At 36.7% G+C, this 15,117-nt stretch carries 19 protein-coding genes; all 19 read left to right on the plus strand.

Translation table 11 applies throughout. The features are described 5' to 3' along the window. The first annotated feature begins 22 nt into the window (after positions 1–22). Positions 23–1,468, plus strand: a complete 1,446-nt coding sequence (gene pyk, locus V7Q04_RS02760) for a pyruvate kinase (RefSeq protein ID WP_333803382.1) — start codon at positions 23–25, stop codon at positions 1,466–1,468. A 97-nt stretch (positions 1,469–1,565) separates the two neighbouring features. Then, positions 1,566–1,874: a 50S ribosomal protein L21 gene (gene rplU, locus V7Q04_RS02765; RefSeq protein ID WP_333803383.1), complete on the plus strand. Its 309-nt coding sequence runs from the start codon at positions 1,566–1,568 to the stop codon at positions 1,872–1,874. 144 nt (positions 1,875–2,018) lie between these two features. After that, positions 2,019–2,279, plus strand: coding sequence for a 50S ribosomal protein L27 (rpmA, locus tag V7Q04_RS02770; RefSeq protein WP_025343852.1), 261 nt, complete (start codon positions 2,019–2,021; stop codon positions 2,277–2,279). A 122-nt stretch (positions 2,280–2,401) separates the two neighbouring features. Beyond that, positions 2,402–3,508, plus strand: coding sequence for a GTPase ObgE (gene obgE, locus V7Q04_RS02775; RefSeq protein ID WP_333803384.1), 1,107 nt, complete (start codon positions 2,402–2,404; stop codon positions 3,506–3,508). Continuing rightward, positions 3,489–4,253 carry a glutamate 5-kinase gene (gene proB, locus V7Q04_RS02780; RefSeq protein ID WP_333803385.1) on the plus strand — a complete coding sequence of 255 codons (765 nt, stop codon included), beginning with the start codon at positions 3,489–3,491 and terminating at the stop codon, positions 4,251–4,253. Before obgE ends, proB begins: the two co-directional genes overlap by 20 nt. Before the next feature lies 1 nt (position 4,254). Then, positions 4,255–5,172: a methionyl-tRNA formyltransferase gene (gene fmt / locus V7Q04_RS02785; RefSeq protein WP_333803386.1), complete on the plus strand. Its 918-nt coding sequence runs from the start codon at positions 4,255–4,257 to the stop codon at positions 5,170–5,172. Beyond that, entirely contained in the window at positions 5,135–5,788 is a 654-nt protein-coding gene (locus tag V7Q04_RS02790) for a biotin--[acetyl-CoA-carboxylase] ligase (protein WP_333803692.1), read from the plus strand. Before fmt ends, V7Q04_RS02790 begins: the two co-directional genes overlap by 38 nt. Then, complete coding sequence (locus V7Q04_RS02795) at positions 5,785–6,570, plus strand: ParA family protein (protein ID WP_025343857.1); 786 nt, start codon at positions 5,785–5,787, stop codon at positions 6,568–6,570. Before V7Q04_RS02790 ends, V7Q04_RS02795 begins: the two co-directional genes overlap by 4 nt. Before the next feature lie 4 nt (positions 6,571–6,574). After that, on the plus strand, positions 6,575–7,429 hold the full coding sequence (locus tag V7Q04_RS02800) for a ParB/RepB/Spo0J family partition protein (protein ID WP_333803387.1): 855 nt from the start codon (positions 6,575–6,577) through the stop codon (positions 7,427–7,429). 143 nt (positions 7,430–7,572) lie between these two features. After that, the gene (locus V7Q04_RS02805; protein WP_333803388.1) at positions 7,573–7,995 is read left to right on the plus strand and encodes a FoF1 ATP synthase subunit B'; all 423 of its coding nucleotides are present in this window, start codon (positions 7,573–7,575) and stop codon (positions 7,993–7,995) included. Between the two features lie 11 nt (positions 7,996–8,006). Next, a complete protein-coding gene (locus tag V7Q04_RS02810) occupies positions 8,007–8,522 on the plus strand; it encodes a F0F1 ATP synthase subunit B (protein ID WP_333803389.1) in 516 nt (171 codons plus the stop codon). Beyond that, the gene (locus tag V7Q04_RS02815; RefSeq protein WP_333803390.1) at positions 8,522–9,052 is read left to right on the plus strand and encodes a F0F1 ATP synthase subunit delta; all 531 of its coding nucleotides are present in this window, start codon (positions 8,522–8,524) and stop codon (positions 9,050–9,052) included. The genes V7Q04_RS02810 and V7Q04_RS02815 overlap by 1 nt, the downstream gene beginning before the upstream one ends. 50 nt (positions 9,053–9,102) lie before the next feature. After that, a complete protein-coding gene (gene atpA, locus V7Q04_RS02820; RefSeq protein WP_333803693.1) occupies positions 9,103–10,608 on the plus strand; it encodes a F0F1 ATP synthase subunit alpha in 1,506 nt (501 codons plus the stop codon). A gap of 9 nt (positions 10,609–10,617) precedes the next feature. Continuing rightward, complete coding sequence (atpG, locus tag V7Q04_RS02825) at positions 10,618–11,502, plus strand: ATP synthase F1 subunit gamma (RefSeq protein WP_333803391.1); 885 nt, start codon at positions 10,618–10,620, stop codon at positions 11,500–11,502. Between the two features lie 32 nt (positions 11,503–11,534). Further along, complete coding sequence (gene atpD / locus V7Q04_RS02830; protein WP_333803392.1) at positions 11,535–12,932, plus strand: F0F1 ATP synthase subunit beta; 1,398 nt, start codon at positions 11,535–11,537, stop codon at positions 12,930–12,932. 19 nt (positions 12,933–12,951) lie between these two features. Next, entirely contained in the window at positions 12,952–13,347 is a 396-nt protein-coding gene (gene atpC, locus V7Q04_RS02835) for an ATP synthase F1 subunit epsilon (protein WP_333803393.1), read from the plus strand. Between the two features lie 5 nt (positions 13,348–13,352). Then, the gene (locus tag V7Q04_RS02840; protein ID WP_333803394.1) at positions 13,353–13,940 is read left to right on the plus strand and encodes a MotA/TolQ/ExbB proton channel family protein; all 588 of its coding nucleotides are present in this window, start codon (positions 13,353–13,355) and stop codon (positions 13,938–13,940) included. Continuing rightward, a complete protein-coding gene (locus V7Q04_RS02845) occupies positions 13,940–14,332 on the plus strand; it encodes an ExbD/TolR family protein (RefSeq protein WP_333803395.1) in 393 nt (130 codons plus the stop codon). The genes V7Q04_RS02840 and V7Q04_RS02845 overlap by 1 nt, the downstream gene beginning before the upstream one ends. Positions 14,333–14,475: 143 nt before the next feature. Beyond that, on the plus strand, positions 14,476–15,111 hold the full coding sequence (locus V7Q04_RS02850) for a TonB C-terminal domain-containing protein (RefSeq protein ID WP_333803396.1): 636 nt from the start codon (positions 14,476–14,478) through the stop codon (positions 15,109–15,111). The last annotated feature ends 6 nt before the right edge of the window (positions 15,112–15,117 follow it).

Consider the following 15,117-nt stretch of genomic DNA (forward strand, 5'->3'; position numbering starts at 1 on the left):
CATTTTGAAAAAGGAAACAGATATGGATAAAAAGACAAAAATCCTAGCAACCGTCGGACCAGCAAGTGATAGCGTAGAGATTTTAGAGGGATTAATTAGAGCTGGTGTTAACGTATTTCGACTCAATTTCAGTCATGGAACCCATGAATACCATGCAAGCACATTAGCAAAGATTAGAGAAGCCGAAAAAAATGTACAAAAAAAAGTAGGTGTTTTGCAAGATATTTGTGGCCCTAAAATTCGTGTTGGTAAGTTAGAAGAAGACTTTCATTTAGAAGTAGGCGACAAGTTATATTTTACCAAAGACCAAATTGTCGGTAAAAAAATTGAAGAGGGCAAGTATGAGCTTTGCATCAATCAACCTCAAATCTTAGACATGCTTAAAGAGGGTGAGTACATTTATCTTTATGACGGCAATATTAGAGCAAAAGTTATTGAAGCAGACACAAAAATTGTAACTGAGGTTGAGAACAGTGGTAAACTTTCGTCCAATAAAGGTGTCAATTTCCCGAATACTGTAATTAACATCGAAGTCATTACACCAAAAGATGAGGCTGACCTTTTATGGGGTGCGCAACATGGTGTTGACTTTGTCGCCGTTTCATTTGTTCAAAGCGCTAAAGATGTTTTACATGCACGTAAAATTCTTAAAGAGCATAAATCACGTGCGCATATTTTTGCAAAAATTGAAAAATTTGATGCGGTTGAAAAAATTGATGAAATTTTAGAAGTCAGTGATGGCATTATGGTTGCAAGGGGTGATCTTGGTATTGAAGTACCTTACTATAAGGTTCCTAGTATTCAAAAAAGATTGATTGCCAAAGCAAATGCTGCTTCTAAACCGGTTATTACAGCAACACAAATGCTTCTCTCCATGGCTGAAAAAGAGATGGCGACCAGAGCAGAAATTAGTGACGTTGCCAATGCTGTTCTTGATGGAACAGATGCTGTTATGCTCTCCGAAGAGAGTGCTATTGGCGTAAATCCTATTCATGTTGTTGAGGTTATGTCTAATACTATTAAAGAGATTGAAGCAATTTACCCATATGGAAAATTTGAAGTCTATCCTTTCTTGGATGAAACCGATATCATTTCCTCTTCAACAGCACGTCTCGCAGATCGTTTAGGTGTTGAGGCTATGATTTCACTGACCAGCTCAGGAAAATCAGCACGTAAATTAGCACGTTACCGCATTAAAGCAGACATTTATGCGGTTACACACGATGAGCGAACAGCACGCTCTTTAACCATTGCTTGGGGTATTAAACCGATTATGAATATTGAAGCAAGTAATCTCAATATGATGCTTGGTAAAACACTTCAAAAAGGTATTGAACGTGGATTGATCGATAAAGAAAAATCTTATATTGTCACAGCTGGCTATCCTGCAGGTGTTGAGGGAAGTACAAACTTTATTCGTATCTTGAAAAAAGCACAGATTGAATACTATACCGATATGGTACTTTAGTTTGATCCTGTAGGTAGGATTTATTTTAATATTACCTTAAAGAAGGTTTAGGTACAATCCAACCTCAAAATAAATCTCTCCCAAGAAGGACATACGCATGTATGCAATTATAAAAAATGGCGGGAAGCAGTACAAAGTTCAAGAAGGCGACTATTTAAATGTCGATAGACTTGACGCTCAGCCAAAAGAGAAAATCGTAGTGACGGAAGTTTTAGCTGTGAACAATGGCGAACTTAAAGTGGGTGCCCCATTCGTCAGTGGTGCTACAGTAGAACTAGAAGTTGTTACTGAAGGCAAAGACAAAAAAGTTATCACTTTCAAAAAACGTAGACGTAAAGACTCAAAAGTTAAACGTGGTTTTAGAAGACAATATACTAGAGTAAAAGTTGTAAGCATTAAAGCTTAACAAAAAACAATAGAAAATTCTGCCAATTTAGGTTGGCAAGCTTTAGTGCCATAGTGGCTAATATCGCTTGAAAAGCTTTGCTTTAAGAGCATGAAGAGGAGTTTAAAAACTCCAATTAAGATACATAAAGATTAGGAGTAACCGATGGCTCACAAGAAAGGTCAGGGAAGTACCCAGAATAATAGAGACTCAGCTGGACGTAGACTGGGTGTTAAAAAATTTGGTGGCGAATTTGTACGTGCAGGCAATATTATTATTCGCCAACGTGGAACAAAAGTACATGTTGGAAATAATGTAGGTATTGGTGTTGATCACACTATCTATGCATTGATTGATGGTTTTGTACAATTTCAACGTAAAGATAAAATAAGAAACAAAGTTTCTGTTATCCCCGCAAGTTTGTAATTTACAGGTGGAGTTCGCTCCACCTACTTTTTTCTCCTCAAAAACAAAAAAATACCTCTAATGATTATACGATTACATGTAATGATTAAAGGTATTACTCTACATATTAAAAGGTTTTTACGATGTTTATAGACAATGTAGCACTCACACTTAGCTCTGGTAAAGGCGGACCTGGTAGTGTCTCTTTCCGTAGGGAAAAACATGTTATTCAAGGTGGTCCTGATGGTGGTGATGGCGGTCGTGGTGGCAATGTCTATTTCCAAATTGATAAAAATACTCACACACTTTCGCATTTCCGAAACAATCAACACCTCAAAGCCAAAAATGGTGAAGCAGGTATGGGGCGAAAAATGTACGGTAAAATGGGAGAGCACCTTGTGGTCACTGTCCCCCCTGGTACTCAAGTCTTAGATGCTGAAACAGGTGAAATTCTTTTAGATCTTTTAGAAGATACTGACAAAAAGCTTTTCTTAGAAGGCGGTATGGGTGGTCTTGGAAATACACACTTTAAGAGCTCAACTAATCAAAGACCTGAATTTGCTCAACCTGGACGTCCAGGCATGACCAAAGCGATCAAACTAGAGTTGAAGCTTATTGCAGATGTTGGACTGGTTGGTTTCCCAAATGTAGGAAAATCAACACTAATTTCAGTTCTTTCTAATGCACAACCAGAGATCGCTAACTATGAATTTACAACACTCACCCCGAAATTAGGTGTTGTTGTGACAGACGATTTTCGTTCTTACGTCATGGCAGATATTCCTGGAATTATCGAAGGTGCGAGTGAAGGTAAAGGGCTAGGTATTGAATTTTTACGTCATATTGAACGTACAAAATTTTTACTTTTCATGGTCGATCTTGCAAATTACCGTGATCTTAAAGAACAGTACTATACGCTTAAACAAGAGTTACGAAAATTTTCAGAAAAACTAGCGCTTCGTGATTATGCGATTGCCCTTACACGTTGTGATACATTAAGCCCTGAAGAAACCAATGAAAAAGTAGATCAGTTTTTGAAGTTACTAGATCTTGAAGCTAATGGGTTTGCTTCTAAGTATAAAGTACGAGAAGATTTGCATTCTTATTGTCAAGATGTGCATGAGAGAGAACGTGCATTACCATTTTTTGTTATGCCAATTTCTTCTGTTTCAAAGATCAATATTGATCCTATCAAATATGCCCTATCAGATGTTATAACAAAGGTTCGTGATGAAAAGAGTAGTAGTTAAGGTTGGTACGCATGTACTCAGCGAGCAAAACCGTTTATGCAAAGAGCGTATTCTTAATTTAGTAGAATTTATTGTCGCACTTATGGAAAAGTATGAGGTTATTTTGGTCTCTTCCGGTGCTGTAGCTGCGGGTTATTCTATTTTAAAGCTTGATAAGAAATTATTACATAATCGTCAAGCAATTGCGGCGGTAGGGCAACCACAACTTATGGCAACGTACAATAAAAAATTGGAGAAATTTGGCAAAAGTGGTGCGCAACTTCTTTTAACTGCGGATGATTTTGACTCACGAAAACGTTGCTATCACGCAAAGTGTACGATTGATACGCTTCTCGAAAATGGCATACTTCCAATTATCAATGAAAACGATGCTACGGCAACCGAAGAGCTTGTTTTTGGCGACAATGACCAACTCTCTTCACGTGTAGCATACTATTTTGAGGCAGATCTTCTTATTTTGCTCTCTGACATTGATGGTTATTACGATAAAGATCCCCATAAACATGCCGATGCTATTATGCGTAAGATTGTCCATGAGATTGAACCAACAGAGCTTGAAGTTGAAAAGTCAGCCAATTTTGCTTTTGCAACAGGTGGTATTGTAACAAAACTTAAAGCCGCGGACTTTTTACTAGAGCGTGGCAAGTCAATGTTTATTGCCAGTGGATTTGATCTCAGTGATGTAAAAAGTTATATGTTGGAGGGCGTTCATAACGGCGGAACACTCTTTACCTGTAAGGATTAAGATGCGCATTGTTTTTATGGGCACACCTTCTTATGCAACAACTATCTTAGAAGCACTACTTAAGGACGCTGGGATTGAAGTAGTACTTTTAATCACCCAAGAAGATAAGCCTGTAGGTCGAAAACAACTTTTAACACCTCCTCATACCAAAGCATGGCTTCTTGAACAGAATACTTCGATTGAAATTTATCAGCCCAAAACATTACGTTTGGAAGAAGCGCAAGTAAAAATAGCTTCATATCAGCCTGATTTTATTGTGGTTGCGGCCTATGGACAAATATTGCCTAAAGCAGTGCTAGATATTGCCCCTTGTATCAATCTTCACGCATCACTGCTACCCAAATATCGTGGAGCAAGTCCTATCCAATCCACCCTTCTTGCCAATGATGCGTACGCAGGTGTTACGTCAATGTTGATGGAAGAAGGCCTTGATACTGGAGCTATGTTGGGATTTTCTTATTTGAAAATTACGCCAGAGCATAATGCTTCTGCCTTATTTGACAAACTAGCAGATTTGGCAGCATTACTTATCATCACAACACTGAAAAATTTCAGCTTACTCTCTCCTCTTACACAAGTCAGTGCCAATGCAACGCATTGTAAAAAAATAAAAAAAGAAGATGGATTAGTCTCTTTTAATCAAGATGTTCAAGATATTATTACCCGTTACAAAGCACTCACCCCTTGGCCAGGGCTTTTTATAGACTCTGGTTTAAAACTCATGGATCTCAGTCTTTTTAGTCACGAAAATGAGGTAATCTCAGGAGTTGTTAAAGCAATAACGTCTGATGGTGTTGTGATAACATGTAAACAAGGCTCGTTGCTTCTTAAAACGCTTCAACCGGTCTCTAAAAATGCGATGAGTGCACTTGATTATATTCGTGGGAAAAGGCTTAACATTGGTGATCCACTGGTTTGATTCTCTTGAATCGACACATCAATATCTTATTGGAAAACTACGAGATGGTACACTTCTTGCACCATGTGGTGTTGGAGCTACGATGCAGACCAAAGGTGTGGGAAGTCGTGGTAACAGTTGGGTTGGCGAAACAGGAAATCTCTTTTTTTCTTTTTGTGTAGAAGAGAAACAGTTGCCATTTGATTTACCACTTGCCTCAGTCTCTATCTATTTTTCTGTTTTAATGAAAGAAATTTTAGAAGAGAAAGGCTCGAAAGTATGGTTGAAATGGCCCAATGATTTTTACTGTGATGAAAAAAAAGTTGGGGGAATGATCACTTCAAAAATAGGTGCGATTATTGTAGGTTCTATTGGACTTAATATTCGTATTGCACCTGAAAATTTTGGGACTTTAGATATCATCGTTACACCAAATACTTTAGCCGAAGGTTTGATTGAAAAGGTTGAGGAAAAAATATCGTGGAAGAAAGTTTTTAGTAAATATAAGATAGAATTTGATCAAAATAGAAACTTCTCTTTCCATTTAGATGGCAAATTGGTCTCGTTGCGTGACGCGATATTGTGTGATGATGGCTCTATAGAGCTAGAAAATAAAAAGGTGTACAGTTTACGATGAGTGAGATTATAGCGATAGCAAATCAAAAGGGCGGTGTTGGTAAAACAACCACTGCTATCAATTTGGCTGCCTCCTTAGCAGTTGCTGAAAAGCGCGTATTATTGATCGATATCGATCCTCAAGCCAATGCTACAACAGGTCTTGGTTTTCACAGAAGTGACTATGAGTACAACATCTATCACGTTCTTATTGGCAGAAAACGTCTCTCGCAAGTCATTCTTGAGACATCACTTTCAACGTTACATGTCGCACCTTCCAATATTGGTCTTGTGGGTGTTGAAAAAGAATTTTACGACAACAACACTAAAGGGCGCGAGCTTATTTTGAAAACAAAAATTGAAGAGATTAAAGATCAATACGATTATATTATTATCGATTCGCCTCCTGCACTTGGAAGTATTACTATCAATGCACTTAGTGCAGCAAATTCAGTGATTATTCCTATCCAATGCGAGTTTTTTGCATTAGAAGGTTTAGCGCAGTTACTCAATACTGTGAAATTGATTAAAAAAACGATCAATCCAACACTAGAGATTAAGGGCTTTTTACCAACAATGTACAGTACCCAAAATAATCTCTCAAAACAAGTTTTCGCAGACCTTAAAGAGCATTTTAAGAGCAAGCTATTTGTTGATAAAGAGAGTGCATCTTATGTGGTTATCCCACGTAATATCAAACTTGCAGAATCTCCAAGTTTCGGCAAACCTATAATCTTATATGATGTCGAATCTCCAGGTTCTAAAGCGTACCAAAATCTTGCTAATTCAATTTTAGTGAGTTAAGGTGATGAGCGCAAAGAAAGTCTTAGGACGAGGACTGAGTGCCATTATTGAGGATGTAGAAGAGGCTTACAAACAAGATATTGAGCAAGCGAAAGATTTAGTACGTGAAATTGATGTTGAACGTATTGTCCCAAACCCTTATCAGCCACGTACTCATTTTAACGAAATAGCATTAAAAGAACTCAGTGAATCAATTAAGCGTCATGGATTGTTGCAACCAATTATTGTTGTTGCTAAAGATGATAGTTATATGCTTCTCGCAGGTGAACGTCGTTTACGTGCTACGAAACTTGCGGGTTTTACAAAGATTAAAGCGATTGTCGCAGACATTGAATCGAAAAATCTGCGCGAATTAGCGCTTATTGAAAATATTCAAAGAGAAGATCTTAATCCTGTAGAGTTAGCAATTGCTTACAAAGAGTTGATTGAAGAGTATAAAATAACTCAAGATGGACTCTCAGAGATTATTCACAAGAGCCGAACACAAATCACCAATACAATAAGGTTACTAAGCCTAAGTGATCAAACTAAAAAATATCTCGCAGAAGGCGTTCTCTCTCAAGGCCATGCAAAAGTGCTTGTTGGACTTGATCCTAAAGATGAAGAGACGATTGTTAATACGATTTTAGGTCAAAAACTGAGTGTTCGTGAGACCGAAGCATTAGTTAAAAAGCTCAAAAGCGCTGATGAAACAACTGGTAAACAAGAAAAGACCAGCCCTGCTATTCCCGAAGAACTCCAAACACTTAAAAGTAGGCTAAAAGAGCTTGGTTTTGAGGCTACACCAAAAGCTAATACAATTACAATCCATTTTAAAAACGGTGAAGCAATTTATACTTTTTTGGAGCAATTAAAGTAAGATAATTAGTTGTTTGCGTTAATTTAATAAACTATTTTCCTTTGCTGTGTTACAATTCGCGCAAAATTTTGATACAGCAATCTTGTTTGTGCTAAAAAAATCTTAAAAATTGAGTCTGATCTCGAGCTAAAGGAGCAAGAAATATGTTGGATATTATCCCAGCACTGTTACTGGTGACTGGAACTGTATTTTTAGTTTTGTTAATACTTCTTAACAAAACGCTTTATAAACCCCTTTTGGAGTTTATCGACAATAGAAATAACTCTATTAATCGTGATTTAGAAAATGCAGGAAAAAATGCCAGTGACGTTGTAGCCTACTATAAAGAAGTAGAAACGATTTTGTCTGAGGGCAAAGTGGAGGCAGCAAAAATTAGAGAAGCTGCATTGACTGAGGCTAAAGAAAAAGCTGCAAAAAAAGTTGAGCAAAAAAAGAGTGATCTTGAAGCTCAAAGTGTAGCATTTTTTAAAGCGTTAGAGTCAGAAAAAGATGAGTTTAAAAATGGTCTGTTGGCACAAATGCCTCTTTTCAAAGAGAGTGTTGCTGCTAAACTGAGCCATATTTAAGGAGTAACTGTATGAAAATGAATTATTTTTTACTCTTGTTAGCTCCAATAGCGCTTTTAGCCAATAGTGGTGAAAGTGGTGGATCAACGGATATTTTGCCTAGAACCATTAACTTTTTAATTTTCGCTGCAATTATGTACTATTATGTAGCAGATGCTGCTAAACAATGGTATGTTGGACGAAAAACTGAAATTGCAACGAAATTAGATTCGATTCAAGTAAAACTGAAAGAATCTAATAGCAAAAAAGAAATTGCACTTCAAAAAGTTGAAGAGGCAAAAGCAAATGCAAGAGTGCTTGTTGAAACTGCTAAAAAAGAAGCAGTTTTATTAGCTGATAAAGTTGCCCTTGAAGCAGAAGCTGAGATTGAAGGCTTAGAAAAAGTATTTGAAGATCGTGTTACTATTGAGCGTCGTAAAATGCAAAGAGTAATCGTGAGTGAAGTTTTAGATGAGATGTTTAGAGAGGGATCTATTGCTCTTGATAACGACGAAATCGTTAAAATTGTCAATAAGAAGGTTGCATAATGAGTGGAGCGATAGCAAAAAAATATGTTAATGCTCTGATGAGTGGATGTGATGATGGCGAATTAGCAGAAGTATATGGGCTATTACTTCAAGTGGTTGAAGCATTTAAGTTAGAGAAATTTAATAACATTGTTCTCTCTCCTGATGTTTCTTCAAAAGCTAAAGAAGAGTTAGTTTTATCTTTAGTTGAAAACAAAAATATGAAATTCCAAAATTTCATTAGATTGCTCAGTAATAATGATCGATTAAAATTGATCCCTATTGTGATCAAAGAGTTAAAATATCAACTCTCTTTGAAAAATAATACTTTCGAAGGCAGTGTGTCAACAAACTTTAAAATGAGTCAAGCACAAATTTCAATGCTAGAAGAGAATTTTAGTAAAAAATTCAATGCTAAAATAAAATTGAATGTTAATGAAAATAGTTATCCAGGGATTAAAGTTGAGCTGGATGATTTGGGTGTAGAAGTGAGTTTCTCAGTTGAGCGACTTAAAGCTCAAATGACAGAGCATATCTTAAAAGCAATTTAATAACAATAATAGATAAAAAGAAAGTTAAGGAGTAGTTTGTGGGAGCAAAAATGAAAGCTGACGAAATCAGTTCAATCATTAAAGAACGTATTGAAAACTTTGAGCTCAATGTTGACATCGAAGAGACAGGAAAAGTTATTTCTGTAGCAGATGGTGTTGCTAACGTTTATGGTTTAAAAAACGTGATGGCTGGTGAAATGGTCGAGTTTGAAAATGGCGAGAGAGGAATGGCACTTAACCTTGAAGAATCAAGCGTTGGTATCGTTGTTCTTGGTAGTTGTAATGAAATTAAAGAAGGCTCTTCTGTTAAAAGATTGGCAAAACTTCTTCGTGTTCCAGTAGGTGAAGCACTTGTGGGTCGTGTTGTAAACTCATTAGGTGATCCTATTGATGCAAAAGGTCCAATCAATGCAACTGAAACACGTTTCGTTGAAGAAAAAGCACATGGTATTATGGCGCGTAAATCAGTTCATGAACCACTTCAAACAGGTATTAAAGCAATCGATGCACTTGTTCCAATTGGTAGAGGACAAAGAGAGCTTATCATTGGTGATAGACAAACAGGTAAAACAACCATTGCAATCGACACCATCATCAATCAAAAAGGTCAAAATGTAACATGTATTTATGTTGCAATTGGTCAAAAACAATCTACTGTTGCTCAAGTTGTTAAAAAACTTGAAGAGCACGGTGCAATGGAATATACTATTATTGTTAATGCAGGTGCAAGTGATTCTGCTGCAATGCAATTCTTGGCGCCATATGCAGGTGTTTCTATGGGTGAATATTTCAGAGATAGTGGTAAACATGCATTAATCGTTTATGATGATCTTTCTAAACATGCGGTTGCTTACCGTGAAATGTCATTGATTTTAAGACGTCCTCCGGGTCGTGAAGCATATCCTGGTGATGTTTTCTATCTACACTCCAGACTTCTTGAGCGTGCTGCAAAAGTTAATGATGAGTTAGGTGCTGGTTCACTAACAGCTCTTCCAATCATTGAAACACAAGCGGGTGATGTATCTGCATATATCCCAACAAACGTTATTTCAATTACAGATGGTCAAATCTTCTTAGAGTCAGACCTCTTTAACTCAGGTATTCGTCCAGCGATTAACGTAGGACTTTCTGTTTCTCGTGTTGGTGGTGCCGCACAAATTAAAGCAACCAAACAAGTAGCAGGTACAATGAGACTTGATCTTGCACAATACCGTGAACTTCAAGCATTTGCTCAATTTGCAAGTGATCTTGATGAATCTAGTCGTAAACAGTTAGAGCGAGGCCAACGTATGGTTGAACTCTTGAAACAACCTCCTTATGCTCCAATTGCAATTGAAAAGCAAGTACTTGTTATCTTTGCAGGTGCAAAAGGTTATTTAGACAGTATTGATGTTAAATCAGTAGGGCGTTTTGAAGCAGAACTTAACTCTTATGTTGAAGCAAAATATCCAGATATTTTTGAACAACTAAAGGCTAAAAAAGCGATTGATAAAGAGCTTGAAGAGCAATTACATAAGGCATTGAGCGAGTTTAAAGCGACATTTGCAGTTAAGTAAGGATAAGCTATGGCAAACCTTAAAGAGATAAAAAGAAAAATTAAGAGTGTTCAAAATACTCAAAAAACAACACGTGCTATGAAGCTCGTTTCAACTGCAAAGTTGAAACGAGCCGAAATGGCCGCTAAACAATCTCGTGTGTATGCCGTTAAAATTAACGAGGTACTCTCTGAGATTGCTTATAAAATCAACCAGTATAAAAATGGTGCGGTTGAGAGTCGTTTTTTTGATAAAAATGAAACTCCAGGTACAGTAGATGTTATTTTCGTGACAGCCGACAAAGGTCTATGTGGTGGCTTTAATATTCAAACCATTAAAGCTGTTCGTAACCTCTTAGCGGACTACGCAGAGAAAAAAGTAACGGTCAGACTACGTGCTGTTGGAAGAAAAGGCATGGCATTTTTTAATTTCCAAGGTGTAGAACTTTTAACCTCTTATGCAGGGGTAAGTTCATCTCCAAGTTATGAAAAAGCGCAAGAAATTATCAAAAGTGCTATTGATGATTTTGTCGAAGGTAAAACAGACAAAGTTATTCTAATCCATAATGGTTATAAAAATATGATTTCACAAGAGTTGAAAATTGTGGATGTTGTCCCAGTACAAACTCCTATTAACACCCTTGAAACAAGCTCTTTAATGGAATTAGAGCCTGATGAAAGTGGTGAAGAAATTTTAGACTCATTGTTACAAAAATATTTTGAATACAATATGTATTATGCACTTATTGATTCATTGGCGGCTGAACACAGCGCACGTATGCAAGCAATGGAAAATGCGACAAATAACGCAAAAGAGCGTGTTGGTATTTTAACATTAGCGTATAATAAAGCTCGACAAGAGTCTATTACTACTGAACTCATTGAGATTATCAGTGGTGTAGAATCTATGAAATAAACTGTTTGTAAAAAATAAAAGGAGAATATTCAATGAATGGATTAATCAGCCAGATTATGGGTCCAGTTGTTGACGTCGATTTTAATGGCTACCTTCCTAAAATCAATGAAGCGATTGAAGTGAATTATGAAGTAGAAGGCAAGAAACAAAAGTTAATTCTTGAAGTAGCAGCACATTTAGGCGACAACCGTGTAAGAACAATTGCGATGGATATGAGTGAAGGTTTAACAAGAGGAATCAGTGTTAAAGCTTTAGGAAATCCAATTCAAGTTCCAGTAGGTGAAGAAGTTTTGGGTCGTATCTTTAACGTTGTTGGAGATGTAATCGATCAAGGTGAACCTGTTGCTGGTAAAACAAAATGGTCAATTCATAGAGAACCACCAAAATTTGAAGAGCAAAGTACTAAATCAGAAATTTTTGAAACAGGTATTAAAGTTGTTGACCTTCTTGCTCCTTATGCAAAAGGTGGTAAAGTTGGACTATTCGGTGGTGCTGGTGTTGGTAAAACCGTTATTATTATGGAACTTATTCACAACGTTGCATTCAAACACAGTGGTTACTCTGTATTTGCAGGTGTTGGAGAGAGAACTCGTGAAGGAAATGACCTTTACCACGAGATGAAAGACTCTAACGTTTTGGATAAAGTTGCACTGTGCTACGGACAAATGAGTGAACCACCAGGAGCACGTAACCGTATTGCTCTTACTGGTCTTACAATGGCTGAGTACTTCCGTGATGAAATGGGACTTGATGTATTGATGTTTATCGATAACATTTTCCGTTTCTCTCAATCAGGTGCTGAGATGTCTGCACTTCTTGGACGTATTCCTTCAGCGGTAGGTTACCAACCAACGCTTGCAAGTGAAATGGGTAAATTCCAAGAGAGAATTACATCAACCAAAAAAGGTTCAATTACCTCTGTTCAAGCAGTTTACGTACCGGCGGATGACTTAACAGATCCAGCTCCTGCAACTGTATTTGCTCACTTAGATGCAACTACTGTACTTAATCGTTCAATTGCAGAAAAAGGTATTTATCCAGCGGTTGATCCATTGGATTCAAGTTCACGTATGCTCAATCCAGATATTTTAGGACAAGAACACTACAGCGTTTCTCGTGGTGTACAAGCGGTTCTTCAAAAATACAAAGATCTTCAAGATATCATTGCAATTCTTGGTATGGATGAACTCAGTGAAGAAGATAAAGTTACGGTTGATCGTGCTCGTAAAATTGAGCGTTTCTTATCTCAACCATTCTTCGTTGCGGAAGTATTTACAGGAAGCCCAGGAAAATACGTTACACTTGAAGAATCAATTGCAGGCTTTAAAGGTATTTTGGAAGGTAAATACGATGATTTACCAGAAGCTGCTTTTTATATGGTAGGAAGTATTGAAGAAGTTATTGAGAAAGCTGCAAAACTAAAAAGCTAAGAAGCGATAAGGTTAAAAAATGAATACATTAAAATTGGAAATTGTGACTCCTGAGGGTCAGATTTTTGCCAACAATGTAAAAAGTGTTACGCTTCCAGGCAAAGAGGGTGAGTTTGGAGTTCTTCCAAACCACGCCTCATTAGTAACGCTTTTACAAGCGGGCGTGATTGATATTGAGCTAAAAGATGGGAACCACGATGTTGTCGCTATTAATTGGGGACATGTGAAAGTAGATGAAAATTCTGTAACCGTTTTAGCCGATGGCGCAGTTTCAATTGGTGGTGCTAACGAAAGTGAAGTTGCAAGATCATTAGAAGCCGCTAAAGCTCTCTTAGAGAGTATTAGTGATTCAGATATTGCTATCGCTATGGCTACTGCAAAAATTGAATCTATTGCAAAAACAAGGAAATTTTAAATCTTATGTCATCTTTTGAATTATTCTTGAACTATTTTGCAAGAAGTGGTTTTTTTACATGGGTCATCTTGATCTGGCTATCAGCTTATTTTGTTATTACATTTGGTATTTTTTTCAGTCGATATTTGTACTTAGGACATTGGCTTTCTATTGAAAAGAGTTCACTAGAGTCAATGTTAATGGGTGCAAAAAATGTTCGTGATGATTCGATTTTGCGAAAATGTTCAAGTGCAGCAGGGGCTTCTGAAAAACTTCTAAATGTATGTAAAAATGTAGCCGAAAAAAATGCAACCAGCGGTTTATGGATGCTTTCTATTATTGCTTCAACAGCTCCTTTTATTGGATTGTTTGGAACCGTTGTTTCTATTTTGGAAACTTTTAGCGGACTTGGTCAGTCTGGTAGTGCCTCGTTAGGCGTTATTGCACCAGCTATCAGTGAAGCTCTAGTTGCAACTGCTACAGGTATTTTTGTAGCTATTCCTGCATACAGTGCAAATTTATTTCTTCGAAGAAAAGCATATGAAGTTATTGTATATGTACAAAGAGAAGTAGATATTTTGCTTTCTGCCAATGAGACAAGAAGAGATAGCTAATGATGAGTCAATTGGATGAAGTACCTGATCTAAATATTACCCCTTTAGTTGATATTATGCTAGTACTTCTAGCTATCTTAATGGTAACAACTCCAGCGTTGGTGTATGAAGAGGTCATTAAACTTCCTGATGGCAGTAAATCATCAGTTGTTAGTAAACTTCCTGAACTTGAGATACGGGTAACGAAAGACCGCAAAGTTTATATCAAGAATGATAGCTTTATGCTTGCAGAATTTCCTGATAGTTTTATGATGCAAAAAAGTAAGTATCCACTTAAGAGTATTGTTTATATTAAAGCGGATGAAGGTCTTTCTTACAAAGATGTAATGTTTGTACTCAAAACTATTAAACAGGCTGGTTTTACTAACGTATCTTTAGAAACGAATGGATAGATACTGTGTCAAGTGTTAATAAATATGCCTCTCTTGGATGGATTCTGTCCATCCTCCTCTATATTTTTCTTTTAATTTGTCTTGTTTATGTTTTAAGCTCTCATAAAGATACCATCAAAAATTATACTTCACAAAAAGATCCAATGAATGTTGCTTTGGTTGAGCGTAAAAAAAATGATTCTGAAAAGCTTAAAGAGGAACGTAAAAAAGAAGAGGTTGAAAAACCCGTTGTAAAGCCAGTAGAAAAACCTGCTGAAGAGAAAAAAGTTGCTTCATCTCCTAAAGAAGCTGTAAAAAGCCAATCGCTTAGAGGACTTTTTGAGGACATTAATACCTCAAAGTTACCTCCAGAAGCAAAAGAACAGAAAAAAACTCAAACAGCTCCGACACGTATCAAACCTAATAAAGATGAAACAAAAGAAAAAAGCGAAAGTGCAGCATCTAAAATTGCGAATTCTTTAAATTTCTCAGAGCAAAAACATTTGGTAGATACGAAGAAAGGTGGCGAGTATGATCCATTTATTGGAAAGGTACAAGAGATATTGGAAGAAAATTGGCAAAAAACTATAGATACTGAAAATGGCAATGTAGCTAAGGTTGTGATTCAAATTAGTGATAAAGGTGTTTTTAGTTACAAAATAGCTTCTTTGGCATATAATAACGAATTTAACACTAAGCTCAAAGAGTTCCTTAAAACTATGGAATCAGTGGAATTTCCAAAGTATGAAAAAGGTCCACTTTTTGAAATGCCAGTGGCATTTAAAGATATTAAGGAGTAAAACATG

The sequence above is a fragment of the Sulfurospirillum sp. genome (assembly GCF_036802865.1).
Lineage (GTDB): Bacteria > Campylobacterota > Campylobacteria > Campylobacterales > Sulfurospirillaceae > Sulfurospirillum.

Bases quoted from the DNA above. Each gene is read 5' to 3' on its own strand.
- pyk (WP_333803382.1), top strand. From the start codon at position 23: ATGGATAAAAAGACAAAAATCCTAGCAACCGTCGGACCAGCAAGTGAT.
- rplU (WP_333803383.1), top strand. From the start codon at position 1,566: ATGTATGCAATTATAAAAAATGGCGGGAAGCAGTACAAAGTTCAAGAA.
- rpmA (WP_025343852.1), top strand. From the start codon at position 2,019: ATGGCTCACAAGAAAGGTCAGGGAAGTACCCAGAATAATAGAGACTCA.
- obgE (WP_333803384.1), top strand. From the start codon at position 2,402: ATGTTTATAGACAATGTAGCACTCACACTTAGCTCTGGTAAAGGCGGA.
- proB (WP_333803385.1), top strand. From the start codon at position 3,489: ATGAAAAGAGTAGTAGTTAAGGTTGGTACGCATGTACTCAGCGAGCAA.
- fmt (WP_333803386.1), top strand. From the start codon at position 4,255: ATGCGCATTGTTTTTATGGGCACACCTTCTTATGCAACAACTATCTTA.
- V7Q04_RS02795 (WP_025343857.1), top strand. From the start codon at position 5,785: ATGAGTGAGATTATAGCGATAGCAAATCAAAAGGGCGGTGTTGGTAAA.
- V7Q04_RS02800 (WP_333803387.1), top strand. From the start codon at position 6,575: ATGAGCGCAAAGAAAGTCTTAGGACGAGGACTGAGTGCCATTATTGAG.
- V7Q04_RS02805 (WP_333803388.1), top strand. From the start codon at position 7,573: ATGTTGGATATTATCCCAGCACTGTTACTGGTGACTGGAACTGTATTT.
- V7Q04_RS02810 (WP_333803389.1), top strand. From the start codon at position 8,007: ATGAAAATGAATTATTTTTTACTCTTGTTAGCTCCAATAGCGCTTTTA.
- V7Q04_RS02815 (WP_333803390.1), top strand. From the start codon at position 8,522: ATGAGTGGAGCGATAGCAAAAAAATATGTTAATGCTCTGATGAGTGGA.
- atpA (WP_333803693.1), top strand. From the start codon at position 9,103: ATGAAAGCTGACGAAATCAGTTCAATCATTAAAGAACGTATTGAAAAC.
- atpG (WP_333803391.1), top strand. From the start codon at position 10,618: ATGGCAAACCTTAAAGAGATAAAAAGAAAAATTAAGAGTGTTCAAAAT.
- atpD (WP_333803392.1), top strand. From the start codon at position 11,535: ATGAATGGATTAATCAGCCAGATTATGGGTCCAGTTGTTGACGTCGAT.
- atpC (WP_333803393.1), top strand. From the start codon at position 12,952: ATGAATACATTAAAATTGGAAATTGTGACTCCTGAGGGTCAGATTTTT.
- V7Q04_RS02840 (WP_333803394.1), top strand. From the start codon at position 13,353: ATGTCATCTTTTGAATTATTCTTGAACTATTTTGCAAGAAGTGGTTTT.
- V7Q04_RS02845 (WP_333803395.1), top strand. From the start codon at position 13,940: ATGATGAGTCAATTGGATGAAGTACCTGATCTAAATATTACCCCTTTA.
- V7Q04_RS02850 (WP_333803396.1), top strand. From the start codon at position 14,476: ATGAATGTTGCTTTGGTTGAGCGTAAAAAAAATGATTCTGAAAAGCTT.